Below are 23,330 nucleotides of genomic sequence, written 5' to 3'. Positions count from 1 at the left end.
GTTGGTCACCGCTTAAAATGCTCTGCCCGACGCGATGGCCGCCCTGGTCTCGCGCTCGGCGCCGAGCTGCGCCGCCAGCGCGCGGATAAGCCTGTCTTTGGGATCGTTACGCATGACAATCTCCCGGTCGGGGAGCAAAACGATGGCGGGCAGGGTCCGTTCCGCTTTGCGTGATCGCGATTGGACCAGCCGCCTTGTGGTCTCATCTGATATTGCGAACAAAACCGGAAACTGGTCGAGTCCGGCTCATGCTCGCCATCGATTCGCCGCCTCTTGCCACGCCCTATCTCGACACCCTCAACCTGGCACAACGCCGCGCCGTCACGCATGGCGTCGGCAGCGACCGCGCCGCGCCTCTGCTGGTCATCGCAGGCGCGGGCTCGGGCAAGACGAACACGCTCGCCCATCGCGTCGCTCATCTGATAGTCACGGGCGCCGATCCGCGCCGCATCCTGCTCATGACCTTCTCGCGTCGCGCCGCCGCCGAGATGACCCGCCGCGTCGAACGGATCGCCCGCAAAGTCATGGGAGATGGTGCGAGCGTCATGACCGACGCCTTGAAATGGGCCGGCACCTTCCACGGGCTCGGCGCGCGGCTGCTGCGCGACTATGCCGACCAGATCGGGCTCGATCCCGCCTTCACGATCCATGACCGCGAGGATGCGGCCGATCTGATGAACCTGGTGCGGCACGAGCTGGGGTTCTCTAAGACTGAAACCCGGTTTCCGGCCAAAGGTACCTGCCTCGCGATCTACTCGCGCTGCGTCAATGCGGAAGCGCCGATCGAGGCGGTGCTGACCCGCTCCTTCTCCTGGTGCGTCGCCTGGGCCGCGGAACTGCGCGAATTGTTCGCCGCCTATGTCGAAGCCAAGCAGCGCCAGAACGTGCTCGATTATGACGACCTGCTGCTCTACTGGGCGCAGACCATGGCCGATCCTGATCTCGCCGCCGAGATCGGCGCACGCTTCGACCACGTCATGGTCGACGAGTACCAGGACACGAACCGGCTGCAATCCTCGATCCTTCTGGCGCTGAAGCCAGACGGGCGCGGCCTCACCGTCGTCGGCGACGACGCGCAGTCGATCTATTCCTTCAGGGCCGCGACGATCCGCAACATCCTCGACTTCCCAACTGCCTTCTCGCCGCCGGCCGAGATCATCACGCTGGATCAGAACTACCGCTCGACGCAGGCCATCCTCAGTGCCGCCAATGGCGTGATCGACCTCGCAAGCGAGCGCTTCACCAAGAACCTCTGGACCGATCGCGCCACAGGCGCGCCGCCGCAACTCGTCAATGTGCGCGACGAAGCCGACCAAGCCCGCTTCATCGCGAGCCGCGTGCTGGAGAACCGCGAGGCCGGCTCGCCCCTGAAGCAGCAGGCGGTGCTGTTTCGGGCCTCGCACCACAGCGGTCCGCTGGAGATCGAACTCACCCGGCGCAACATCCCCTTCGTCAAATTCGGCGGTCTGAAGTTTTTGGACGCCGCCCATGTCAAGGACCTGCTGGCGCTGCTGCGCTTCGTCGAGAACCCGCGCGACAAGGTGGCCGGCTTCAGGGTGATGCAGTTGCTGCCCGGCGTGGGGCCAACCTTCGCTCAGCGCGTGTTGGACCATATCGCAGCGGCTGCCGATCCGATGGAGGCGCTGGCCTCGGCACCGTCGCCGCGCAGGGCCGGCGACGACTGGGCAGAGTTCCTTCGCGCTATCGAGGAACTGCGCTCGGGTCGAGCGGGCTGGCCTGCCGAAATCGAGCGCGCGCGCGCGTGGTACGAGCCCCATCTCGAGCGCATCCACGAGGACGCATCGACCCGGCAGGCCGACCTCGTCCAGCTCGAGCAGATCGCCGGCGGCTATCCGTCGCGCGAGCGGTTCTTGACCGAACTGACGCTGGACCCACCCCATGCGACGAGCGATCAGGCAGGCGTGCCGCTACTCGACGAGGATTATCTGATCCTCTCGACGATCCATTCCGCCAAGGGCCAGGAGTGGACATCCGTCTTCGTGATGAACGTCGTCGACGGCTGCATCCCGTCCGATCTCGGCGTCGGCACCAGCGAGGAGATCGAGGAGGAGCGCCGCCTGCTCTATGTCGCGATGACCCGCGCGAAGGACGACCTTCATCTCGTCGTGCCGCAGCGCTTCTTCACCCATGGCCAGTCTTCCAACGGCGACCGGCATGTCTATGCCAACAGGACGCGCTTCATCCCGAACGATCTGCTGCTACGTTTCGAGCGCTGCGCTTGGCCTCTGGCTGCAGGCGAGCCAGCCCGCATGCCGAGCAACGGCCCGAGGATCGACGTCCGCGCACAGATGCGAAGTATGTGGCGCTAAGTCTTCCAATGCGCAGCGTCGCGCTGAGGCAGCTGGTCGCGTCATCGACCGCCTTCACCGAGCACTTTTCTGGCGCAAAGATCAAACTGACGCCAGGGCGCAGCGCAGGTCGTGCCGATGCCCGAAACTTGGCTATTCCGTAAGCGCACCGCCTCGATGCTGGAACGGCGTTTTGCGATCTCTGCGTCGAGCCCTGCTTGCTTGTTCGCGAGCTCTTCATCGAGGCTCCGCAGGTTAGCTTCGGATGCAGGACGTTCGCCCAGCGCCCTGACGACTGCCGAGAATTTTGCGGCGCGGTCGGCCATGATTTCAATGCGCACGGCCTGTGGTAGCTGCGAAAGGGCATTCAGGGCGTGACCCAATCCCGTCCTGGGATCCTGCGCAGACAGGGCAAGCGTTACGAGCCAATCCAGGCGAGCAATACGATCGTTCGGTGACGCATCGCCAAGCAGGCGGACTAAGTCCTTGAGGGCGGCAATGCGATCGCCCCGAACGAGTGGGGGCGTCGCAAAGCTCAGCCGACCGATCCAGGAAAACGTCTCCACCGGAACGGGATCGGCGATCAGTTCGGACAGGAGCGAGAGCTCTTTTTCCAAAGCTGTCGCGCGCTCTACAGCGGCATTCTCCGTGATTGAATCCGCGTTGGGAACATGTGTCCGGACCGCGCTGACCAGCCGCGCGTCGGACAATCTGACGACCCTCCACCCCCCGAGCCACAGCAAAGCGACGCTCAGGACGATGGTCGCGACCATGCCTATGAGTATCTTGGGCAGGCCAGCCGCCCAAGCGTTGACGAGCATCAGCGAGGCGGCGCTCCGATCCGCGTCGCTCGGCTTGTTGATCCGACGGTACCACGGAATCTGTCGGTCCAGTTCCCGGAGCCTCTCATCGAGCGACCCCATGTCACGGACGCTCCGCTGCCTTGAAGAGCGCGGTAGCGAACACTTCGGCCTGCCTTTTGAGCCATCGGGTCAGAAACCGCTGGACGGGCCCCGTGAAGATCTGGATTGCCAAGCCACGGAGCTCGTCGTCCTTGATCTTGTCGAACCGAGAGAACGCGATATCGGAGAACGAAAGCCTGAACCCGATCGCTTCGTCGGACCAGCGTGGGCCGGCGTCCTCCATATCGATCTCGATCGCGCCTCGCGCGATCATCGCAGTCCGCGTATCGGACTTCATCCAGTCGGCGAAGTACTTCTCTTCGCGGCCCTGGGAGAGATTGCGGACCATGACGACACCCATCTCGTCGGTCTTCGTCTTGGAGCAAAACCGGCTCGCATTATTCTGGACGAAGGTACTCAGGGTAATCGGCCTGACGATAACGAGCCGGACCCCGAGTGGCTTGAGAAGGTCGGCGAACTCCGGAAGGAACTTTTTCACGACCCCCTCAGACCGCGCGCCGAGATCCAGCACGGCATGATCGAATTCGCCTTCTGCCATGCGGTGGCCGATATCCTCGAGATGTCCCTGCCACTCGACAGCATCAAGATCGATGAATTCCGCTCCTACCGTCATGTTCATCGTCTTGTTCGCGTTGTCGGTCTCGCCGACGTAGACCTTCCTCGTTCCACCTGCCGGGTTGGCGAGTGCATAGTAGCAGATCTCTGCCATCTTGCTTTTTCCAACCCCGCCCTTGTTGTCCATCACGATAACGAAGAGCTTGAGGTCGATGTTAAATCCTGCCTCCAGTCTGTTGACTTCAGAAGACGTGGCAGCAAACGCGCGGGAAGAAGCATTGTGAAGGGTGGTCTTAGTGGACATGATATACTCCTAGTGCTCTTGGTTGATGGGAGTTTCAGCGGACGCGCCAAGTCATCGCTTCGTCTTCATCCGAATCTTCGGAAGTCGGGGTGGGCGCTTTGCCACGGCGATTCACAGGCTGAACCCTGCCGACAACCGACATCGTCTGCTCCGGTGCGGGCTTGTGTTCAGGCTCCACCGCACTCTGCGACGGGAACTGTTCGTTAGGCGCTTGGGATGTGGTGTCGGCGTAAGCCTTCTCAGCAGCACTCACGGCAACGTCGACGCGAGACTTGCCTTGCCTTGGCTCGGCGAGTGCAGCCGGCGGCTGGCCAACTTCAGCGTTCAAGCTGGGCGTATTCGAGACCCGCTCCCTGGCCTCAGAAGTGGACGTGGGGGGAGAACGAGCTTCGTTGGCTGCGGCGCTCTTGAGCGCCTCAGTGGGCGAAAACTGCTTCTCCCGCTTGCCAGCTTCAGGGCGCTGCGAGTTAATGGTGCCCGCGGCGCGTCGCTCCTTGCTTTCGAGACTCAACGCCTGGCTGAACGAGCCCATCTTGAAGGGCTGGAAGGGTGGCTCGCGGCGCGCGTTCTCAACCCACTCGAGCTGGCGGTTTGCTTCAGCATCGAGGGGCTTCCTCTCCAGCCGGGCTTTCGCCTGACGTTCGCGCTCGTCGAGGAAGGCGTCGAAATAATCCTGACGCTCCGCTTCAAGGTCCTTAATGACGCCGACGGTGCCGATCTTCGGGATGTCGCGCTTGATCGCCTCAAAGTTCTCTTTGATGAGGCTTCTCATCGAGCGCTCCCACGGCTCCTGCCGTTCGGTGGGCCTTTCGGCGCTGCGTTCCGCGTACGTCTTGACCTTGCGGCTCATGACATTGCTCCGATGATCGCGAGGTTGGGCTTTCGGCGAGGCGCGCAGAGCTGCTGCTGAATCTCAGCGAGTGCGTGAATGGCGTCGTGATCCAGAAACTGAACGTGATGCTGAAAGTGATTGTGATTGTCAGGCTCAAGCTTGCCTTGAAGGTCGCAGCTATGATGATCTGACGTTGTGCTGATCATTTTCAGCATAGATTCAGCATGAATTTTATAGGTAAGCGTGATGGGGCCAGTCTCCCCAAGTTTACCGCTGTCGCGTCCAACTTGATCCTGGCGAGGGAAGAGTTCTTCCCGTCGACCCATCCTTGCGGTTGCCTGAAGGCGCCCGCTATTGCCGCTTCGGGCGGCTTTGGAGCCCATCACGATGACCAAAGAACTTTCGGAAACCGTCGCGACGAAGGTTTCCCCCCTGACGTCCGAGGCGCTGACGCAGCGCGCGTCTGTGCTCGGCGTCACGCGGGGCGAACTCCTGCGGCATGCGATCCAGGCGCTTCTTGGCGAGCCCGTAAGGCGATTGGAGCCCGCGGCGCCGGGATTCGAAGCGGTGCAGATGCGGCAGCTGATGGCCGAGCTCGGTCGGCAGGGCTCGCTGATAAACCAGGTAGCGCGAGCCATGAACATTGGCGGGGCAACGCCCGCCGCACAGGCCTCGCTTACCGCGATCGAAACGGAATATCGGCAGGTGCTCGAGGCGATCAGGATCGCCCTGAGGGTGCCGGGATGATCTTCAAAACCGACTTCACGCGTGGTGATAGTCTTGCGAAGCACCTTGCCCGCACAGACACCAACACGCGCGTGCTGATCCGAGAGGACCTGTCGCAAGGGGTGCCCCTCGATCTTGCGTTCGCCGTGCCGTTCTTGGGCGGGTTTGCGGCAACCAATCCGCGGGCAGTGCGGCGTGTAATCCACGGCAAGTGGTCGCCTGCCAATGAGCATGCCGGGAGTGAGCGGCTGATCCTCGACCTGGCATGTGAGCGCCTCGGTATCCGCCCTGACGCGCCGCGCATCGTCGCCCAGCATTCGAAGCCACATGCTGACGGCACCGACCGACCCGACCATTTTCATGTTGTCTGGCCGCTGGTCGACGTGGACACCGGCAGGGCCGTGCGCAGTCACGAGGCGCCGCTCGCCGACGAACTCATCTCGCGCCTGGCGGAGGTTGCCCTCGGCGAGCCGATCACCCCTGGTGTCCGTCACCGTGAGGTCGTCGCGATCCTCCGCAAGGAGGGACGGACGGCCATCGCCGATCAGCTGTCGCAGTACCCGGCCGCCCATGGCGGCGAGCGCATGACCACGGGGGCCCGGCGAAGCCTGCAGCGTGCTGGTTTCGATCCGAAGTCGACGGCCCCCCAGCTCCTCGACTGCTGGCGAGCGGCCGGCGGCGAGGCCGCTGCATTCGTCGACAAGGCTCGCGATCGCGGATTCGAGATTCGAAGGGGTGAGAAAGTCATCCTCGCCGTGCATCTCGCTAGCGAAGTTCCCATCCCGCTGCGACGTGCCCTCAATGAAGCGTCTAAGGCAGGTGGAGATGCCCTGCGCCTTAAAAAGGACGACTGCGACGATCTCTTCGGTGACCTGCCCGGACATGTCGGCAAGCAGGAACGGCGAGATGCCGCGATGCTCGAAGCCGATCGCAAAAAGACAGATGATCAACTCATCCTGCTCGGCCGTGAGGCACTTGGCGATGGCGACAGCCGGGCAGCGGCTCGCGCGTTCGGCGCCGCCGCCACCAGGCGACTGAACTGGGAGGCTGAACGACGGCAGGACTATCGCACAATCGCGGCAGAACGCCGTAGCGAGCAGGGGCGCGCCAAAATTGTCGAGCAACACCGGGTCAAGCGCGCCTTCCGTCACGCTGGTATTTTCTCGGATCGTCGCCTGCGCAGGCTTGCCGTTATCGCTGCGGCCGCAGGCGCCGTGCTGGCGGGAGGTGGGCTGGGAGCTGCCATGATCGCAGGCGGCATCGCCATCGCGGCGATCCCGACCTACGAGCGGGCTCGTGCCGTCGCATTTATCGAAAGGCGCGATCGCCTTGCCCGATACCAGCGCGATCGCGGCGTGCTCATGCAGCACCGCATTGAGACGAAGGCTGTGCAGGCAAAGCAGACAATCGCGCTGGACGGCCGGGGCGACAATCTCCTTGCTGGCGCCTATCTCGAGCTGCTCATTCGCCAGCGGCTCCAGGGCCTCAACTACTATGACAGAGAGTTGAAACGCGCTCTGCGGACCGCGCTGCGAAAATCCAAAGCGGATATGCTGGAGGCGCTCGGCCGGAAGGCCGATGCGGCTGCCGTCGGCAAGGTTCTCGGGTGCAGGCCGATGCGGTCCAATCCCGATCGGCGTGCAGTCGCCCAGGTGCTGCGTGACCGCTTTCAGACGGCCGCCGCAGATTCGCTCGATCCGGTCTACGCCTGGATCAGAGATATCTCGATGTCCATGCCAGCGTGCTTCATCGATGATCGCGATTCCGACGTCGGGCCCACCAGGCGAGCAGCCAAACCGACAAGGGGCGTGGAGATCAGCGCTGAGCGGCGTGCCAGCAGCGGGGCTGAAGGTGCTACGCTCCAGGCTGCTGCTGGTCTCAACACAGGTCGTCAGGCTTCCCCGATAAGCCAGGAGGCACCGCGCAGCAGCGCCGTAAGCATGCCGATCGGCCCGGCACCAGCCGTCGCCGCACCGACACGTCTCGCATCCTCCAGGAGTCCAGCTCGGGTCCCGACGCGCGGACACCCAAGTATCCATCGCGGAAAGGGGTTCGGCGACTGACGCAGCCGAAGCGAACAAGGGCTTCTGAGCCCCCGATCCTCCTCGTTCTACAGTCTCTGGTCGTCGCAACAAACACATCGGACTCGGCAAACCTCTCCTGCCGGCGATTGCCGGCTTGAAAACGTTCGCCTGCGAGTCCGCTGACGTGGATCGGCTTACTGACCCACTTCAGCCGCGACAGGACCACTGCATCCCGACGTCGCGCTATTTGATCTCCGGGATGGGCCCGGCACGCACAGCGGCGCGGCTGCGTTTGCATCACCCCGTGTGACAGGGCCGCAGCGACCCCACGAGGCTTCCATCGAACCGCTCTCAACGTTCGATGCGATAATGCCCTTCGCCCTGGCAGCCAGAGCAACACCTCGACATCGTCTTGCATGGAGTGCGGGCGGCACCCAGGTCGAGCTTGCTAGGGCTCTTCCTGCTCCATGTCGGCGAGGTCGATTGCGTCGAAAGCCCGTGATATATGCATAACTCTGAGCTTCAATTCAACCCGAATTATCACCTATGATTAACGGGCATATATTTGGAGTCTGAGTTCCCCCAGGAGGGTCTGCAATGAGCCACGAACGGGATCGCACCGAGCGGTGGGTCGACATTGCCGCGGAGGCGGCGCAGCACGTCAACTTCGTGGCGCATGGCGAAAAACAAAACGCCTACATTGAGATCGGCAGGGAGTATGACCTCTCACCAAATCACATACGACGAATGGTGCGCGCGCTGACATTCACCGTGGAAATCAGCCCCAAACACCCAAAGCTCGCTGAGGCGCTGCGTTGCAGAACCTTCAAGGCTGCCGAGATCATCGACCGCTGGCACGCGCGAGATCCCGCAGCGGCTATAGCTGGCGCCGAGCGCTTCGTGGCCGGTGACTTTACGTTGAAACGCTTGGACACTGTAGCCGCCGGAGAGAAGGCCGCGCCCGCTGCCTTCAAAATCGACAGTTCCAGGCTTGATCTGGCCGCCTTCCGTAAGGCCGCATGGAAAAAACTCGAGACCACTGTCGGGTATGAGCTGACACCGGCTGATGACATCGAGGCGCTGGCGCATCTATCCGCGATCGACGGCATCGTGAAGGGGCGAGGCAAATCCAAGCGGTGGGCCCTCATCATCGTTGAGCCCGGCTTGACCATGCGCGCCTATCTGGAGAGGCGAGAATTGGATCTGGGAAGGGCGCTGGCTCTCAAGGCGCTCGCCATCAGGCCTGCCTTCGCGATTCCAGTCGAGGCAAATCCTGGCGAGTTCCGCGATGTGCTCAAGGCGTTCGGGCAGTCTGACGTCATCGTCTTGGAGATCGGCATCGTCGCCGCGTACGGATAGCCCGTGTCAGTTGCTCGACAAAAATCCCTCGCGCGCGCGACGGATTGCAATTTGACGCTGAATAATTTCGGGCATAAATTGCTTGGGACCGGAATCAGGGTGCAAGCGTGGTGTCTGGCGGTTTTCATCATGGTGCAGAGTGGGGCGAGCCGCATGACCTCCTGTCTCGGTTCCAGCCGAACTGCATAACCGCCCTTGGTCAATTCGACCTCTTCAAGGACACGGCCGATTACGAACATGTCCCGCTGCTCAGCGAGATGGTCACTCTCGCTCGGGCGCGAGGGCTTAGTCCCGGTGGATTGTTCGCCGCCACTTTGACGGCCCTGAGCGCAGTTATTCCGAACAACGTTAGGCTACAGGTAGCCCCGGAACTCCACTCGGATTGGTTTGAGCCGCCATGTATCTGGACCTTCTTGATCGGGCCGCCGTCTTCGAAGAAAAGCCTCTACCACAAGCTGGCGACCGCCCCGCTCGAGCGCTTCGACGATGCCCTGCTCAAAAGCTCGGCTGCGGCCAGGGAGGCATTTGCACAAGCTAAGCCAAAGGCCAGCAGGGGTACGCCTCCTCCAAGTCGTTGCCTTATCGTCGATGACGTTACTGCACCCGCACTTCGAGACCTCCTTCGCGACAACCCCGATCGCTTGATGCTGTCTTCGGAAGAGGCTGCAACCTTCACGGATCTACGTCTCGAACATCGCGCGATCTACAACAAGGCCTACAACGGCGAGCCACAAAAGGCTGACCGTAGAAGCGTAAGCTCCACGCGGGTTCGCGGCGCCTGCATGTCGATGCTCGTCTCAAGCCATCCGGACGTCGTCAGGCAAGCCGTGGCCCAGCCGATCCATGACGGTTACTGGCAAAGGTTCATCCCGATCGAAATCGGCGTGCATCACCCGCAGCCCGGCTACTCCCCCTTCTTTGGCACGGCCGCCTACGAGATCTACGTAGAAGACGCGATGGCAGTCGATGCAATACTGTGCCGGACCTGCAGCATCTCCGGGCATGCATGGGCTTCTTGGGAGACGATCCTGCGCTTCTCCGATGAGGCGCAGGTCGCCTTTGATGCGTGCCGGGCCGAGATCGAAGAGTTGGCAAAGGCCGAGGTCATCGAATCCGCACTCGGAGCTCATATCAAGAAACTTGATAAGCTGATTGCGCGGATCGCCCTCATATTGCATTTTATTGCTGCTGATTGGGGCGTTCCGAGAGTAAGAGATGGTCTGATCCGAGAAATCGGAACTGATACTCTTACGATTTCCCGTCGTATTGTGCTTGAATATTTTTTACCGCAGATGTATCTATTTTATTCAGAATATTTTGGATTCAGTAGTAACTCGGATACGAAATCTGGAGCTCTTGAAATCGTGTCGCGGAGATTAAAGCGCTTCTCAGCTTCCGAATTGAAGAGGGTGAAGAATTCTGAAAGCGCTATCCGAGGCCTACAGGCAGCTAATTGGATTAGGCCTACAAAAATTCACGCCAAATCTTACGACGTCAATCCAGCCGTGTTTGAAATGGCCGATAAGATCTATAGTTCACTCATTGCCAAGCAAGCAGAAGGTCGAGCTTCGATACAGCGCATCACACAGTTTGGCACATACTCCTGAAGGGCAGGCCAGGTCTTTGCTCTGTTTGCCGGCAACCGGCAACCTAGCGCCGACGCGACCACTCGTCGCCACAGCGGTCAAAGCGTATCCTTGGGGTATAGCCAAGCGCACGACAGATGCGTCAGAAGCACCTCATGCTTACTGGCAAGATGCGCCATTAGCTGACCTTTCGCCCCTACCAACAAGCGGACATTCGATCGTTGATGACGGGCAGCAATTGACCGAGCCTCGACGATGGCCGACGAAGGCTGCATGGAACGCATCACGATCACCATTGACGCCGATCTCCTCGCCTTTGTCGATCGGCTGAGCGCAGCGAAAGGCTATGGTAGCCGCTCCGAGGCGATCCGCGACATGGTCCGCGAGGCAGCCCAGGCCGAGATGGCAGCCTCTCCAGAAGCTCCCTGCGTCGCGACACTCTCCTATGTCTACGATCACGAGACCAGGGATCTGGCGCGGCGCCTGACCAACCAGCAGCACGACCATCATGACCTCTCGGTAGCGACGCTACATGTCCATCTCGACCGGCACGAATGCCTCGAGGTCTCGGTGCTGCGTGGGCCGAGCGGCAATGTCCGCGCCTTCGCTGACGGCGTCATCAGTCAGCGCGGCGTCAGGCATGGGCATCTGCACCTGCTGCCGGAGCCGGACGCGACCGAGAACTCGCACGCCCACGGCCACCGGCACGATCACGAGCACTGACCGGCGGCAACTCAGCCGCCTGCCCAACATTTGAGCGATACAGCCCGGCACGGCCATCGTATGAGTTTTGCATAGAAACGTCATACCGAGGCTCCCGGCGATGCAGCGCTTGTCCTTCCGCCCGCTCGGGCTCGTCCTCGCCGCTGCCCTCGTCACCGCCTCTGCCGCCCTCGCGCAGGAGAAGCCGCTGCGCGTCGCCGAGATCTGGGAGATCCCGACGCTCGATCCGACTCAGGACGGCACCCTGATGAAGGAGAAGGCGATGGTCACCGAGACGCTGGTGACCGGCAATCCGGATTTCACCCTCGCGCCGGGTCTCGCTACCTCCTGGAGCCGCGAGAGCGACACGGTATGGGTCTTCAGGCTGCGGCCGGGCGTGAACTTCCATGATGGCTCGCCGCTGACGGCAGAGGCTGTGGTCGCCAGCCTCAAGGCCGCGCTCGAGCGCAGCGGCACGGTCAGGAGCTACACCAAGATTTCTGATCTGGCCGCACGGGATCCGGCGACGGTCGCCATCACGACCTCCGAGCCCTTCCCGGCGCTGCCCGCCGCTCTGGTCTACGCAAGCGCCGCGATTGTCTCTCCGGCCTCGCCAAAGATGCCGGATGGCACGATCGAGCGGCCGATCGGAACCGGCCCCTTTAAGGTCTCCGCTTGGCAGCCGGCGGCTCAGAGCTTCACCGTCGAACGCTTCGACGGCTACTGGGGCGAGAAGCCCTCGATCCCGGCCGTCACCTTCCGCGGCATCCCAGACCCGACGACACGGGCACTGGAGATGCAGAAGGGCAGTGTCGATTTCACCTCCGAGGTGCCCTATGGCGATCTCGACACGCTCGCCGCCAAGGGCTTCGCGGTCTCGCGCAACGTCACGGCGCGCAACTATGTGCTGAACTTCGGCAGCCTTAAGGACACGCCCTTCGCCGATGTCCGCGTGCGCAAGGCGCTCTCGCTCACGATCGACCGCGAGGAGATCGCGCAATACGTGCTGTTCGGCATGGGCCGCGCCGGCATTACGGCTTTCCCCGACACGATGGCCTTCGCCGACAAGTCGATCACCGTGCCCAAGTCCGACCTCGCGGCCGCGAAGAAGCTGCTGGCCGAGGCCGGCTATGTTGCGGGCTCGGGCGGTGCCATGACGAAGGACGGCAAGCCGCTCGCCTTCACCCTCTACACGTACCCGCAGCGCCCCGGCCTGGTGCCGATCGCCGGCGCGATCCAGAGCCAGTTGCGCAAGCTCGGCGTCGCGGTCGAGATCAAGGTGACGACCTTCTCCGCCATCGCCAAGGAGATGAAGCCGGGCGACGCCCGTCTCGCGGCCATGGCCTCGGCGATGTATCCGCACCCCGATTTCTACCTGCGCCAGACCTATCACTCCAAGGGCGCGACCAACACGTGGGGCTATGCCAACCCCAAGGTCGACGATGCACTGGCGACGGCGACCACCACCCGCGACGAGGGCGAGCGCACCGCCGCCTACAACCTCGTCCAGCGCATCGCCGCCGAAGAAGAGCCTTGCCTGACCATCGCCCATTACGGCGTGAACGTCGTGATGAAGCCCGGCGTCACGAACTATGCCTTCAACCCGATCGCGCATGACTACATGCTCGATCCGAAGATGAAGCTGGCGCCCTGACGCTCCGATGGCGGCCTACCTCATCAGGCGGATCGTGCTCGCCGGCGCGACGGTATTGGCCGCGACGTTCCTGACCTATGTGCTGCTGCGCCTCGTTCCCGGCGAGCCGGCACAGGTCATCCTGACCCGCATCTTCATTCAGGATCAGACGGCAGCGGTTTCCGGCGCCGATGTCGCTCGCATCGCCGAGCGCTTCGGCCTCGATGCGCCCATCCTGGTGCAATATGGCCGCTGGCTGCTGGCGGCGCTGAGGGGCGATCTCGGCAATTCGATCCGCAGCGGACGTCCGGTGTTGACCGAGCTCGGCTGGCGGCTTTCGGCGACGGCCCTGCTCGCCGCGCTGGCGACCTTCACAAGTCTCGCGCTGACACTGGCCCTGGTTGCGCTGAAGCGCCGTGCGCAGGGCCGAAAGACGGGCGCGGCCGTCGAAGCCATCGCCATCGGCGCGATCGCGCTGCCGTCCTTCTATCTCGGCGTCCTCCTGATCATCCTCTTCGCGGTACGGCTCGACTGGTTGCCGGTCTCGGGATTCGAAAGCTGGGCGCATCTGGTGCTGCCGGTCGCAGTGCTGGCGCTCGGCCAGTTCGGCTTCAATGCGATTCTGCTCGATGGCGCCCTCGACGAGGCCTATGCCGCTCCGCATATCGACACCGCCCGCGCCAAGGGGCTGAGCGAAAGCGCGATCTTCACGACCCACGCTTTGCCCAACGCGCTCGTGCCGCTCGTGCCCTATCTCGCGCTGCAGTTCGCCTTCCTGATCGGCGGCGTGGTCGTGGTCGAGCGCCTGTTCTCGATCCCCGGGCTCGGCGCCTACCTCACCGATGCGCTCGACGGCCATGACGGCCCGGCCTTCCTCGGCGCCATCGCCGTGATCGCGCTGACCGTCGCGCTGGCGAACCTCATCGCCGATCTGGTCGTGGCGCGGATCGATCCCCGCATCAGGCTGGCGAGGACGGGCTCGTGAACAGCTTGCGCCCCCCACCCTGGCCGATCCTCCTGACTGCGCTGCCGCTTGCCTACGGGCTGACGCTCGATCCGATCGACGCCTCGCTGCGCAACAGCCTTAAACGCCCGAGCCTTGCCTTCCCGCTCGGCACCGACCAGCTCGGCCGCGACGTGCTCGCCCGCATCGCCCATGGCTTCCTCATCGATATCGGCCTGTCCTCGGCGATCGTCGCCATGTCCTTCGCGATCGGGCTTGCCGTCGGCGTTGTCGCGGCCGAGTTCGCCGGCCGCGTCGACCGCGCGCTGACCTTCGCAATGGATGTGCTGACCGCGCTGCCGCAGATCATCATCGCGTTGATCCTCGCCGTGCATCTCGGCGGCGGCGCGCTGCCGCTGATCCTGGCGCTGGGCCTCACCGGCTGGGTCAAATACGCCCGGATCGCCCGCGCCGCCGCCTTCTCGCTGCGCGAGCGCGAGTTCGTGACGGCCGCCCGGGTCGCCGGCGGTTCCTCGGCCTATGTGCTCACTCGCCATGTCGTGCCGCAGATCCTGCCGATGCTGGCCGGGCTAATCGCGCTCCAGTTTGGCCACACGATCCTGAACATCGCCGCCCTCGGCTTTCTCGGCGTCGGCATCCAACCTCCGACGCCGGAGTGGGGTGCGATGATCGCGGAAGCTCGGCCCTACTTCTCCCGCGCGCCCTGGCTCGCCATCGTGCCGGGCCTGTCCCTGTTCGCGCTGACGGCCCTGGCTCTCGCCATAGCCCGGTCACTGTCGCGTCGTCGTGACGGCGCGCTCGCCGGCCTGCTCGCCTCCTGAGGGTCATTGGAATGCATACGACCGCTCCCGCCGCCGCAAAGGCCAGCAGCAATTACGATCTCAAGGAGGACATTCGAGCCTACTGGTCGAAGCGCTCCGAGACCTTCGACCTCGCCTGCGGCCACAAGATCCGCGGTGACCGCGAGTTCGCCGGCTGGGTCGAATTGATCTCAAGCTATTGGCAGCCCCGCCCGGGCGCTCGCGCTCTGGAGCTTGCCTCTGGGACTGGGGAAGTCACGCGCGTGCTGCTGGCGCTCGGGCTCGAGGTCGACGCGGTCGACTTCAGCGAGCCGATGCTGGCCCGCGCCAGGGTCAAGCATGCTGGCGCTCTGGTGCGCTTCCACCTCGGCGATGCCGAGAACACGATGATGCCCGACGGGCACTACGACCTCGCCATCTGCCGGCATCTGGTCTGGACGCTGGTCGATCCGCAGCGGGCATTGGCCGACTGGCTCCGCACACTGAAGCCGGGTGGCACTCTCATCATCGTCGATGGCGACTGGGTCACCCCGTCGGTGAAGGCCAAGGCGCTCAGCAAGATCGCCGGCTGGCTCGATAGCGTGACCGGCAGCGCCATGGCATGGGACAGCGCGGCGCATCAGCGGATCATTGCACAGGTGCATTTCCGGGACGGGCTGACGGTTTCCAAGCTGTCGACCATGCTGGAACGGGGCGGATACGGGGAGATCCGCAGCACCTCGCTTTCTGGCATCAAAAAGCTGCAATTCGAAACGGCGAGTTGGGCCGAACGCCTGCGCCTCATCGCGTCGATGGACAAGGCCTTCATCGTCGCAGCGCGGAAGCCGGGCTGACGTGGAGGAACTGGTCAGACGCGCCAGAAACCGACGTTGGTCCGCCGCCATCATGCAGACATTAACTGATAGCAATCAACGCCCACAAGCGCGCTGTAGCTCGTGATCTGTGATGAGGCCAAATCCCTGATCGTCAGGGCCAAACAAGTTCAACGTTGCTGGCGCTCGCGGATACTTCGGCAATTTCGATCAGACCGCACCGGCGTCATCGGGTTCAGATCAGCCGACGTCAGACCGTTGCCGTGTCGCGACTGCGGCTATTGAGTTCCGCATTGTAGCGACGAAGCGCGTACTGCTCGGTCAGAAGTCCGAGAACCTTCAGTGTCGCGCGATCGTCGACGACGGCGAGCTCCTCGCTCTTCGAGGCCTCGAACAGGCTTGCGGCCTGGCGGATGTTCATCTGCGGCAGCAGGACGTCCTTCGGGTTCAAGGCCAGTTCGGCGACCGTCTCGACATCGATCTCGGGTCCGTGGGCATGGGCAACGAGGACGATGCCGGCATAGCGGCCGGCCTCGTCGATAAGAACCACACGCTGGCTGCTGCCCAGCGGGAACTTCCGCCTGAACTCGGACAGTGCGAGGTCGCTGGGCACGGTTCGGACGTCTCGCCGCATCATGCGACCGACGCTGAGCTCCCGGATCCAGCCGATATCGGCCGCACTGCGGATGGCCTCGCCACGGAGGTGGAAGCGCCAGGTCGTGAAGGAATAGCCGAAAAGCCTGCGCACGGTGATCGAGGAGACGACCGAGGCCGTCAGCACCGCGATCGTCAATGGCAGGCTGCCCGTGGTCTCGAGCGCCAGGAACGACATGGTGAGCGGACCACCCAGGACGGCGGTTGCCAGCGCGCTCATGCCGATGACGGCGATGATGAGCGGGGGCGTCTGAAGGCCGAAGGCGACGACCCAGACCCAGGCCACCAGCTTGCCGAGCATCGCGCCAAGGAAAAGCGACGCGAAGAACAGCCCGCCGCGAAAGCCAGAGCCGATCGACACCGCAGAGGCAAGCGACTTGAGGCAGATCATCATCAGCAGGATCAGCGGCGGAAAGGTCGCGTCGAGCCCGACATGGAGCGCCGAGTGCCCCGATGACAGCACCGTCGGCGTGATCAAGCCCATGCCGCCCACCATGGCGCCGCCGATCGCGGGGCGCAGCCAGTGCGGTATGCGGCTGGCGCGAAACAAGCTCTCGACGAAGGCGACGCCGCCCATGATCAGGATACCGAGGACGGCAGCGGCGATGCCGATCACGACGACCAGCACATAGTCGCTGGCGCTGAAGGCGCCCGCGAAGCCGATGTCGAACGAAAGCGGGGTCGTCAGAAGGTGCGTCACCGTCACAGCCGCGATGGAGGCGACGACCACCGGGGCCAGCGCGCCGATGGTGTAGGAGGCGATGATTAGTTCGAAGGCGTAGAAGGCGCCGGTCAGCGGCGCGTTGAAGGCGGCCGCGATCGCGCCGGCTGCGCCGCACCCCACGAGCGTGCGCATGTCGGCGCGGCGGATCTGCAGGATGCGCGCCAGCCCCGACGCGAGGGCCGCCCCGCCTTGCGTATAGCCCGCCTCCAGCCCGACGGAGGCGCCGAAGCCGTTGGAAATCAGCGTCTGGCCGATCAGGACGAGGCTGTCCTTGATCGAAAGCCGGCCGCCATGCAAGGCATTCGCCTCAACAGGGTCGACGATCGCCGTGCGGCGCCTGCGGGACAGGATCAAACCCGCCAGACCCATGAGCATGCCCCCGACGATCGGCACGCAGACGATCCTGACGGGATCGATATAGGCCGCGCCGCTGACATCCCCGCTATAGGTGGCAAACAGCAGCAGGTGCAGGATCCGCGACACGCCGATCATCGCGGCAACGATCAGGCCTGCGCCGATCCCGACGATGCCGGCCAGTACGACGAGCCAGATCTCGTCGGATCGGATCAGGCGGGGCAGACGGCGCCTGAAGCGGAGATATCCGGCGCGACCCTGCCGGCGCAGGCGCACCCATTTCGAGCGTCCGCCGGCGCGGCGCCGATCTTCAGGGCCGTGATCGGTTTCGAGGCGGATCGTCGGTTCAACGGTCATCGGAAAAGCCAGCCGGCCGGGTCGATGCCGCGGAGAAGAGGCTCACCTCAGCGGCCAGACCAGCATGAGCATCGGCACGGAGATGACAAGCACGAGCAGGGTCAGCGGCGCGCCCAGACGCGGATAGTCGCTGAAGCGATAGCCGCCGGGGCCCATGACCAGCGTGTTGCACTGATGCCCGATCGGCGTGAGGAAGTCGCTGGCGGCGCCGATCGCGCAGGCTATCAGGAAGGCCTCGGGCCGATATCCGAGCTTGGTCGCGAAGCCGGCCGCGATCGGTGCCATGACGAGCACGGTCGCCGCGTTGTTGAGAAACGGCGTCAGCGCCATCGCGGCTGCGACGATCAGCGCCAGCGCGGCCCAACCGGGCAAGCCGCTGCCGAACTGGGCGAGCCAGGATGCCATCAGATCTGTGGTTCCGGTCGTGCGGAGACTGTCGCTGATCGGAATCAAAGCGGCCAGCATCAGCAGGATCGGCGCATCGATCGTGCTGTAGGCATCGCGCAGGGGAATGGCCTTGAACGCGATCAGGAAGACCGCCGCAGCGAAGAACACGACCGGCACGGTCGCAAGGCCAAAGCCGAGCGCGACGACCGCCGCCAGCACGATCGCCGCCGTGATCAGGACGCGGCGCCGCCCTCCCAGCGCAACCGCCCTGTCCGCCAGCGGCAGGAGGCCGAGGTCGGCGAAGCGCTCGGGAAGCTGGTCTTGGTCGCCTTGCATGACGAGAATGTCGCCCGCCCTGAGCCGGATGTCCTTGATACGGTCGGTCAGGCGCTCGCGGGACCGGCTGACGGCCAGCAGGTTGACGCCGTAGCGCGAATGCAGCCCGAAATCGCGGGCCGTCTGGCCGACTAGGGCCGAACCCGGCCCGATGATCGCCTCGCTGGCGAGCGCCGGCTCGAGCGTCCCGGGCGCTTCCGTGGGGCGGTCCCTGCCGACGAGCTTGAGGCCGCCCTGATCGACGACATGGTCGAGCGCCTGGGTCTCGCCGCGCAACAGCAGAATGTCGCCGGGCCGAAGCGTCGCGTCAGACAGAGGCGCCGGCAGTTCCCGCCGCTGCCGCAGGACCGCGATGATGTCGACCTCGCCATCGCCGAGCGCGAGCAGGTCCGCGACGGTCGCGCCCGAGAGTTCGGAGGTCTCCTCGACCTTCGCCTCGGTGACGTAATCCTTGATGTCGAGCGCCTGCGACATGCTGACGGAACCGCGCCGGTCGCGAGGCAGCAGGCGATAGGCGAAGCTCAGGAACACGCATCCCGCGACCGCCACCACGATCCCGACCGGCGTGAAGTCGAACATGGCGAAGGGCTGGCCGCCGAGTTCGGTCCGGACCCGCGAGACGATGATGTTGGGCGATGTCCCGACGAGCGTGACGATACCGCCCAGCAGCGAAGCGAACGCCATCGGCATCAGGAAGACGGAAGGCGAAATCCCCTGCTTGCGCGCGAACTGGTAGGCGATCGGCAGCATCATGGCGAGCGCGCCGATGTTCTTGATGACGGCGGACATGATCGCGACGGACGCGACCGAAAAGGCGACCTGGAGCTGCGTTGATCTGAGATAAGGCGACAGCCTGCCGATCAGGCTCTCGATCATGCGGGAGCGTGCGACCGCGAGGCTGACGACGAGCGCACTGCCGACGATGATGACGATGTCGTCGGAGAAGCCCTTGAAGGCATCGGCTTTCGGGATGATGCCGAGCGCGAGCCCTGCCAGAAGGCCCGTCAGGGCGACGATGTCGTAGCGGATGCGTCCCCACAGAAAGGCACCCATCATGAGCGTGACCAGGGACACGGAAGCGATCTGCGGATAGGTCACGATTACCGGGGGGTGCGAGGGTTGGCGTCCCTCAACGCCAGGTCCGCGATAACGTTCAATTGGCCGCACGAATATTGAGCTTCACGCCCGCTGCTTTTTTCAAGCAACAACTGGAGCGATATCGCTTACTTACCTTAGGCGATGGTGATCCCAACAACGGGAACGGGCTAGCTGACGCTGGACTTCGCCATCTCGAGATGGTGCCGAATGCCAGGCAGCAGCTTCTCCGCGAACGCCTTCAGATCGGCGTCGCTGCCGGACTTTCTGTAGCGCTCAAGGAGTGACACTGCAGCCTCGTGCGCCGCAACCTGCTCTTTGAAATAGGCCTTGGTGAATTCGGCACCGTCCAGCTTCTTCAGCTTATCGATCCTGGCCTGATGGCCCTTGTCGAGTTTCGAGGGCAGCGGCGTCTTGTCGATGTGGGGCTTCACGATGAGCGACAACTCGGACGAGGACTTCTGGTGGTCCTCGATCATCGTCGCCGCGAAGTCGCGCGCCTTCTGATCGCCGCGGACCGCAGCCAGCTCGCTCGATTTCGTTTCGAACATGTCGCTCAAGGCGAGCTCGGTCACGAAGTCCATCGTCGAAGGACTCCTGCCGACAATGGCGTTGACGCCGGTCTTCTCACCTAGGGATTGCGCGTAGGCGGGCAAAGCGACACTCATGAGGACGGCAAGCGCAAGTGCGAGTTTCATGCTGCATCCTTTGCGTGGACAGCCACGCGGTGCCAAGCGGTCATGAGGTAACCGGGGAAGTTGTAGATCGGTGCGGCCGACTCGGGCTGGCTCTTGCCGTGTGCATCGAACGCGCGGACGACGAGCTGATGGTCGCCGCGCTTGAGGTCCAGCTCCGCGCTCCAATGCACCCAAGACCAACGGCTATCGCCCTCGCGCTTGATTTGGGCCGGCGTCCAGGTTTTGCCACCATCGCCCGAGGCTTCGATTTTCGAGACAGCGCTCATCGTGCAGATGGCGAAGCCCGAGACTGTCGTCTTGCCGATCCTGACGGCGGCGCCCTCGATCGGCTCCAGAATGACAGAGTTCAGCGGCATCTCGTTGACGACCGGCGCCTTGCTGAAATCCGCCTTCTCCTTGATCACATCGGGACCGAAGAGCTTGTAGGCCTTCTGCTGGATATGGTTGTCGGACGGTTGCTCCTGCTCGTCGATCGAGGCGATCCATTTGGGACAGCGGACGCCGGCATAGCCCGGCACGACGAGCCGGAGCGGGAAGCCGTGCTCGGCAGTCAGCGGTTCCCCGTTCATAGCCCAGGCCAGGATCGTGTCCTCGGCCATCGCCTTTGGCATCGGTATTGAGACGCCGTATTTGAACTTCTCCCGATCCTCCTCGCAGTCGTCGTGGCAGGCGAAGGCGACATGCGCCTTGCCGCCCATCGCCGCCGTCTTGAGTACCTCCGACAGCGAGACGCCGGTCCATTCCGCGTTTCCGATCGCGCCGACGCGCCAGGCATCGCCGGAAACGTGCTTGTATTCGCCCATGTCGGCGCGGCGGTTGCCGGCGCATTGCATCACGGCGGTGACCTTGCGCTGAGGCATCTTCTGCAGATCCGCGATGCTGAACTCCATGGCCCCGACCTTGACCCTATAGGTCTCGGCCGCGAGTTTCGGCACGTTACCGTGGTTGCGGACGTAAAAATCTTTCTGCGGGGTGATGAACGACGCCAGTCGCGGAGGGCGCGGCTCTGCGTTCAGCGGTGTCTTTCGATGAACGATCATCGACAGTTCTTCTGACAATGCTGGGACGGGAAGCCCCGAGAACGCGAGAAAAGCCGCGCTGTGCTGGAGAAATTGTCGACGGTGCTGCATGGGACACTCCTCCAATCCCGAGCAACACGCCGTCGACCGCATGGTTCCGGTCTAGCCGCACCCATCTGCGCGTTCACGCGGTCGTGTCCCGCCATCGGCAGATCTTAGGGAATGAACGACGACGCCCGTGCGTTTCCCTCCATATGACGTCGCAATGGAGGAACGATGCGAACGCTTCAACTGGCCGTATTCGGCCTGCTCGCGATGGGCGCAGCGGCCCACGCGACCGAAACTCCAAAACCATCCACGATCAACGCCGCGGGCATCGCCGTAACCGACATGAAAGCCTTCGGCGAGGCGATGGATCGATCGATGGCACGCATGCATGAGGGCATGGCGGCGGCAAAACCGACCGGCGACCCAGACCGCGACTTCGCCGCGATGATGATCCCGCATCACCAGGGTGCGGTCGAGATGGCCGAGATCCAGCTGCGCTTCGGACGCGACGAGCGCCTACGCCGTCTCGCCCAGGGCATCATCGTCGAGCAGCGCCAAGAGATCGCAGTGATGCAGCGCATCCTCGACGAGAAACCTGCCGCTCGGGGCCAAGCCGCAGGCATCTCGGCGCCCGCGCACGGCCATCACGACCACAAGGACATGAAACCATGATCACGCGCCTGGCAGCCCTGCTGCTGCTTTCGACCGCTCTCCCAGCCTTCGCCGGCCAGGCGCCCGGTCGCGCCGAGGCTCCCGATATTGCAATCACCAAGAGCGACCGCTTCTATACCTCCGACCAGTTCTCCAACACGGTCTCGGTGATCGACCCCTCGCAGAACAAGCTGCTCGGGGTGATCAAACTTGGAGAGCCGACGCCGGCGAACCTTAGCCCGCTCTATCGCGGCCAGGTGCTGGTTCACGGCATGGGCTTCTCGCCCGACCACAAGACGCTAGCGGTGGTCTCGATCGGCTCCAATTCCGTGAGCTTCATCGATACGCAGACCAACGCCGTGAAACACACGGCCTATGTCGGGCGCTCACCACATGAGGCGTTCTTTCGCCCCGACGGCAAGGAGGTCTGGGTCGCAGTGCGCGGCGAGGATTACATCCAGGTTCTCGACGGCACGAGCTTCGCGCCGACGACGCGGATCAAGGTGCCCAACGGCCCGGGCATGACGATCTTCTCGCCCGATGGCCGCTACGGCTATGTCTGCTCCAGCTTCAGCCCCGAGACAGTGGTCATCGACACGGCCACCAAGAAGGTCGTCGGCAGCATGAAGCAGGAGAGTCCGTTCTGCCCCGATATCGCGGCTACCCCTGACGGCGCTCAGGTCTGGCTGACGCTGAAGGACGTGGGCAAGACGATGGTGTTCAATGCCAAGCCGCCCTTCCAGTCGCTCAAGGTGCTCGACACCGGCCCGATCACGAACCATGTCAACATCGTCCGCAAGGGCAAGGAGCAGTTCGCCTATGTCACGGTCGGCGGGCTGAACCTGATCAAGGTCTTCCGCACCGACGGCTTCGAGCAGGTCGCCAGCATTCCGGTCGGCGCCCTGCCGCACGGTCTCTGGCCGTCCGGCGACGGCACGCGTGTCTATGTCGGGCTGGAGAATGCCGATGCGGCGGCCGTGATCGACACGGCCAGCAACAGCGTGATCGCAACGATCCAGCTCGGACAGGCGCCACAGGGCGTCGCCTATGTTCCCAACGCGGTGACGAAGGGCGACGGCATGGCCAATCTTCAGCCGCTGGCTGCGGCGGCCAACTCCGCCCAGCTGTCGCTGGGTGGCGCGGACGGCAAGGCTGCGACGCAGGTGACGCTGTTCAACCAGGGCCTGGTGCAGATGCTGCAGGCGGCCGTGACCGGCCTCGAACCCAAGAAGCCCTATGTGCTCGCGCTGGCGAACGACGCGAAGGGCGCGGGTCCGCTGCAGCCCGTCGCGAGCTTCATGACCAACCCGGCGGGCGCCGCGATCGTCAACGCGATCGGCCCGATCCGGCAGGTCGTGCAGGAGGCAGCGCCCGACATACGCAAATACCTCGTCATCGTGCCCGGCACGGCCGATACGCCGGGGCAGCCGCTGCAGATGCAGATGCAGATGCCATAGGACCTTTTATCGAAGAAGGCG

20 protein-coding genes are annotated in these 23,330 nt (G+C 63.7%); 12 read left to right on the top strand and 8 right to left on the bottom strand.

Annotation, left to right across the window (positions count from 1 at the left end; all coding sequences use genetic code 11):
• The first annotated feature begins 248 nt into the window (after positions 1–248).
• Positions 249–2,330 carry an ATP-dependent helicase gene (locus BMZ69_RS24155; RefSeq protein ID WP_092161678.1) on the top strand — a complete coding sequence of 694 codons (2,082 nt, stop codon included), beginning with the start codon at positions 249–251 and terminating at the stop codon, positions 2,328–2,330.
• 41 nt (positions 2,331–2,371) lie between these two features.
• Here the strand turns inward: BMZ69_RS24155 and BMZ69_RS24150 are convergent, their stop codons facing one another.
• Genes BMZ69_RS24150 through BMZ69_RS31300 form a run of 4 tightly spaced genes read right to left on the bottom strand, consistent with a single transcriptional unit; the run spans position 2,372 to position 5,306 of the window.
• The gene (locus BMZ69_RS24150; protein WP_092161677.1) at positions 2,372–3,232 is read right to left on the bottom strand and encodes a hypothetical protein; all 861 of its coding nucleotides are present in this window, start codon (positions 3,230–3,232) and stop codon (positions 2,372–2,374) included.
• 1 nt (position 3,233) lies between these two features.
• Positions 3,234–4,091, bottom strand: coding sequence for a P-loop NTPase family protein (locus BMZ69_RS24145; protein ID WP_139219164.1), 858 nt, complete (start codon positions 4,089–4,091; stop codon positions 3,234–3,236).
• A gap of 34 nt (positions 4,092–4,125) precedes the next feature.
• Positions 4,126–4,941 carry a hypothetical protein gene (locus BMZ69_RS24140; protein WP_092161675.1) on the bottom strand — a complete coding sequence of 272 codons (816 nt, stop codon included), beginning with the start codon at positions 4,939–4,941 and terminating at the stop codon, positions 4,126–4,128.
• Positions 4,938–5,306 carry a hypothetical protein gene (locus BMZ69_RS31300; protein ID WP_139219162.1) on the bottom strand — a complete coding sequence of 123 codons (369 nt, stop codon included), beginning with the start codon at positions 5,304–5,306 and terminating at the stop codon, positions 4,938–4,940. Before BMZ69_RS31300 ends, BMZ69_RS24140 begins: the two co-directional genes overlap by 4 nt.
• A gap of 4 nt (positions 5,307–5,310) precedes the next feature.
• On the opposite strand from BMZ69_RS31300, the gene BMZ69_RS24135 reads away from it, so the two are divergent.
• The 9 genes from BMZ69_RS24135 (at position 5,311) to BMZ69_RS24095 (ending at position 15,550) form a co-directional block, all read left to right on the top strand.
• Entirely contained in the window at positions 5,311–5,670 is a 360-nt protein-coding gene (locus BMZ69_RS24135) for a plasmid mobilization protein (RefSeq protein WP_092161674.1), read from the top strand.
• The gene (locus BMZ69_RS24130) at positions 5,667–7,712 is read left to right on the top strand and encodes a hypothetical protein (RefSeq protein WP_092161672.1); all 2,046 of its coding nucleotides are present in this window, start codon (positions 5,667–5,669) and stop codon (positions 7,710–7,712) included. The genes BMZ69_RS24135 and BMZ69_RS24130 overlap by 4 nt, the downstream gene beginning before the upstream one ends.
• Positions 7,713–8,270: 558 nt before the next feature.
• A complete protein-coding gene (locus BMZ69_RS24125) occupies positions 8,271–9,032 on the top strand; it encodes a hypothetical protein (protein ID WP_092161670.1) in 762 nt (253 codons plus the stop codon).
• A 107-nt stretch (positions 9,033–9,139) separates the two neighbouring features.
• Positions 9,140–10,639 carry a DUF3987 domain-containing protein gene (locus BMZ69_RS24120; RefSeq protein WP_092161669.1) on the top strand — a complete coding sequence of 500 codons (1,500 nt, stop codon included), beginning with the start codon at positions 9,140–9,142 and terminating at the stop codon, positions 10,637–10,639.
• Between the two features lie 252 nt (positions 10,640–10,891).
• Positions 10,892–11,341: a nickel-responsive transcriptional regulator NikR gene (gene nikR, locus BMZ69_RS24115; protein ID WP_092161765.1), complete on the top strand. Its 450-nt coding sequence runs from the start codon at positions 10,892–10,894 to the stop codon at positions 11,339–11,341.
• Between the two features lie 100 nt (positions 11,342–11,441).
• The gene (locus tag BMZ69_RS24110; RefSeq protein WP_092161668.1) at positions 11,442–12,974 is read left to right on the top strand and encodes an ABC transporter substrate-binding protein; all 1,533 of its coding nucleotides are present in this window, start codon (positions 11,442–11,444) and stop codon (positions 12,972–12,974) included.
• Between the two features lie 7 nt (positions 12,975–12,981).
• A complete protein-coding gene (locus BMZ69_RS24105; RefSeq protein ID WP_092161667.1) occupies positions 12,982–13,938 on the top strand; it encodes an ABC transporter permease in 957 nt (318 codons plus the stop codon).
• Entirely contained in the window at positions 13,935–14,738 is an 804-nt protein-coding gene (locus tag BMZ69_RS24100; RefSeq protein ID WP_092161666.1) for an ABC transporter permease, read from the top strand. The genes BMZ69_RS24105 and BMZ69_RS24100 overlap by 4 nt, the downstream gene beginning before the upstream one ends.
• Before the next feature lie 11 nt (positions 14,739–14,749).
• Positions 14,750–15,550 carry a class I SAM-dependent methyltransferase gene (locus BMZ69_RS24095; RefSeq protein WP_092161665.1) on the top strand — a complete coding sequence of 267 codons (801 nt, stop codon included), beginning with the start codon at positions 14,750–14,752 and terminating at the stop codon, positions 15,548–15,550.
• A gap of 229 nt (positions 15,551–15,779) precedes the next feature.
• Here BMZ69_RS24095 and BMZ69_RS24090 read toward each other — a convergent pair whose 3' ends face one another.
• From BMZ69_RS24090 to BMZ69_RS24075, 4 genes are all read right to left on the bottom strand, one after another.
• Complete coding sequence (locus tag BMZ69_RS24090) at positions 15,780–17,618, bottom strand: chloride channel protein (protein WP_092161664.1); 1,839 nt, start codon at positions 17,616–17,618, stop codon at positions 15,780–15,782.
• A gap of 42 nt (positions 17,619–17,660) precedes the next feature.
• The gene (locus BMZ69_RS24085) at positions 17,661–19,439 is read right to left on the bottom strand and encodes an SLC13 family permease (protein ID WP_092161663.1); all 1,779 of its coding nucleotides are present in this window, start codon (positions 19,437–19,439) and stop codon (positions 17,661–17,663) included.
• Between the two features lie 167 nt (positions 19,440–19,606).
• Positions 19,607–20,134, bottom strand: coding sequence for a DUF4142 domain-containing protein (locus BMZ69_RS24080; RefSeq protein WP_092161661.1), 528 nt, complete (start codon positions 20,132–20,134; stop codon positions 19,607–19,609).
• Entirely contained in the window at positions 20,131–21,264 is a 1,134-nt protein-coding gene (locus tag BMZ69_RS24075) for a sulfite oxidase (protein ID WP_244543510.1), read from the bottom strand. The genes BMZ69_RS24080 and BMZ69_RS24075 overlap by 4 nt, the downstream gene beginning before the upstream one ends.
• A gap of 204 nt (positions 21,265–21,468) precedes the next feature.
• Between BMZ69_RS24075 and BMZ69_RS24070 the strand changes: the two genes are divergently transcribed.
• Both BMZ69_RS24070 and BMZ69_RS24065 read left to right on the top strand, forming a co-directional pair.
• On the top strand, positions 21,469–21,873 hold the full coding sequence (locus tag BMZ69_RS24070) for a CopM family metallochaperone (RefSeq protein ID WP_175506950.1): 405 nt from the start codon (positions 21,469–21,471) through the stop codon (positions 21,871–21,873).
• Complete coding sequence (locus BMZ69_RS24065; protein ID WP_092161658.1) at positions 21,870–23,309, top strand: YncE family protein; 1,440 nt, start codon at positions 21,870–21,872, stop codon at positions 23,307–23,309. Before BMZ69_RS24070 ends, BMZ69_RS24065 begins: the two co-directional genes overlap by 4 nt.
• The last annotated feature ends 21 nt before the right edge of the window (positions 23,310–23,330 follow it).

It is taken from the genome of Allobosea sp. CRIB-10 (assembly GCF_900112185.1).
In the GTDB taxonomy this organism is placed as follows: domain Bacteria; phylum Pseudomonadota; class Alphaproteobacteria; order Rhizobiales; family Beijerinckiaceae; genus Allobosea.
This window is presented reverse-complemented; position numbering and strand designations above follow the sequence as displayed.

Coding starts and splice junctions, on each gene's coding strand:
- BMZ69_RS24155 (WP_092161678.1), top strand. CDS start 249: ATGCTCGCCATCGATTCGCCGCCTCTTGCCACGCCCTATCTCGACACC.
- BMZ69_RS24150 (WP_092161677.1), bottom strand. CDS start 3,232: ATGGGGTCGCTCGATGAGAGGCTCCGGGAACTGGACCGACAGATTCCG.
- BMZ69_RS24145 (WP_139219164.1), bottom strand. CDS start 4,091: ATGTCCACTAAGACCACCCTTCACAATGCTTCTTCCCGCGCGTTTGCT.
- BMZ69_RS24140 (WP_092161675.1), bottom strand. CDS start 4,941: ATGAGCCGCAAGGTCAAGACGTACGCGGAACGCAGCGCCGAAAGGCCC.
- BMZ69_RS31300 (WP_139219162.1), bottom strand. CDS start 5,306: ATGGGCTCCAAAGCCGCCCGAAGCGGCAATAGCGGGCGCCTTCAGGCA.
- BMZ69_RS24135 (WP_092161674.1), top strand. CDS start 5,311: ATGACCAAAGAACTTTCGGAAACCGTCGCGACGAAGGTTTCCCCCCTG.
- BMZ69_RS24130 (WP_092161672.1), top strand. CDS start 5,667: ATGATCTTCAAAACCGACTTCACGCGTGGTGATAGTCTTGCGAAGCAC.
- BMZ69_RS24125 (WP_092161670.1), top strand. CDS start 8,271: ATGAGCCACGAACGGGATCGCACCGAGCGGTGGGTCGACATTGCCGCG.
- nikR (WP_092161765.1), top strand. CDS start 10,892: ATGGAACGCATCACGATCACCATTGACGCCGATCTCCTCGCCTTTGTC.
- BMZ69_RS24110 (WP_092161668.1), top strand. CDS start 11,442: ATGCAGCGCTTGTCCTTCCGCCCGCTCGGGCTCGTCCTCGCCGCTGCC.
- BMZ69_RS24105 (WP_092161667.1), top strand. CDS start 12,982: ATGGCGGCCTACCTCATCAGGCGGATCGTGCTCGCCGGCGCGACGGTA.
- BMZ69_RS24095 (WP_092161665.1), top strand. CDS start 14,750: ATGCATACGACCGCTCCCGCCGCCGCAAAGGCCAGCAGCAATTACGAT.
- BMZ69_RS24090 (WP_092161664.1), bottom strand. CDS start 17,618: ATGACCGTTGAACCGACGATCCGCCTCGAAACCGATCACGGCCCTGAA.
- BMZ69_RS24080 (WP_092161661.1), bottom strand. CDS start 20,134: ATGAAACTCGCACTTGCGCTTGCCGTCCTCATGAGTGTCGCTTTGCCC.
- BMZ69_RS24075 (WP_244543510.1), bottom strand. CDS start 21,264: ATGCAGCACCGTCGACAATTTCTCCAGCACAGCGCGGCTTTTCTCGCG.
- BMZ69_RS24070 (WP_175506950.1), top strand. CDS start 21,469: ATGGGCGCAGCGGCCCACGCGACCGAAACTCCAAAACCATCCACGATC.
- BMZ69_RS24065 (WP_092161658.1), top strand. CDS start 21,870: ATGATCACGCGCCTGGCAGCCCTGCTGCTGCTTTCGACCGCTCTCCCA.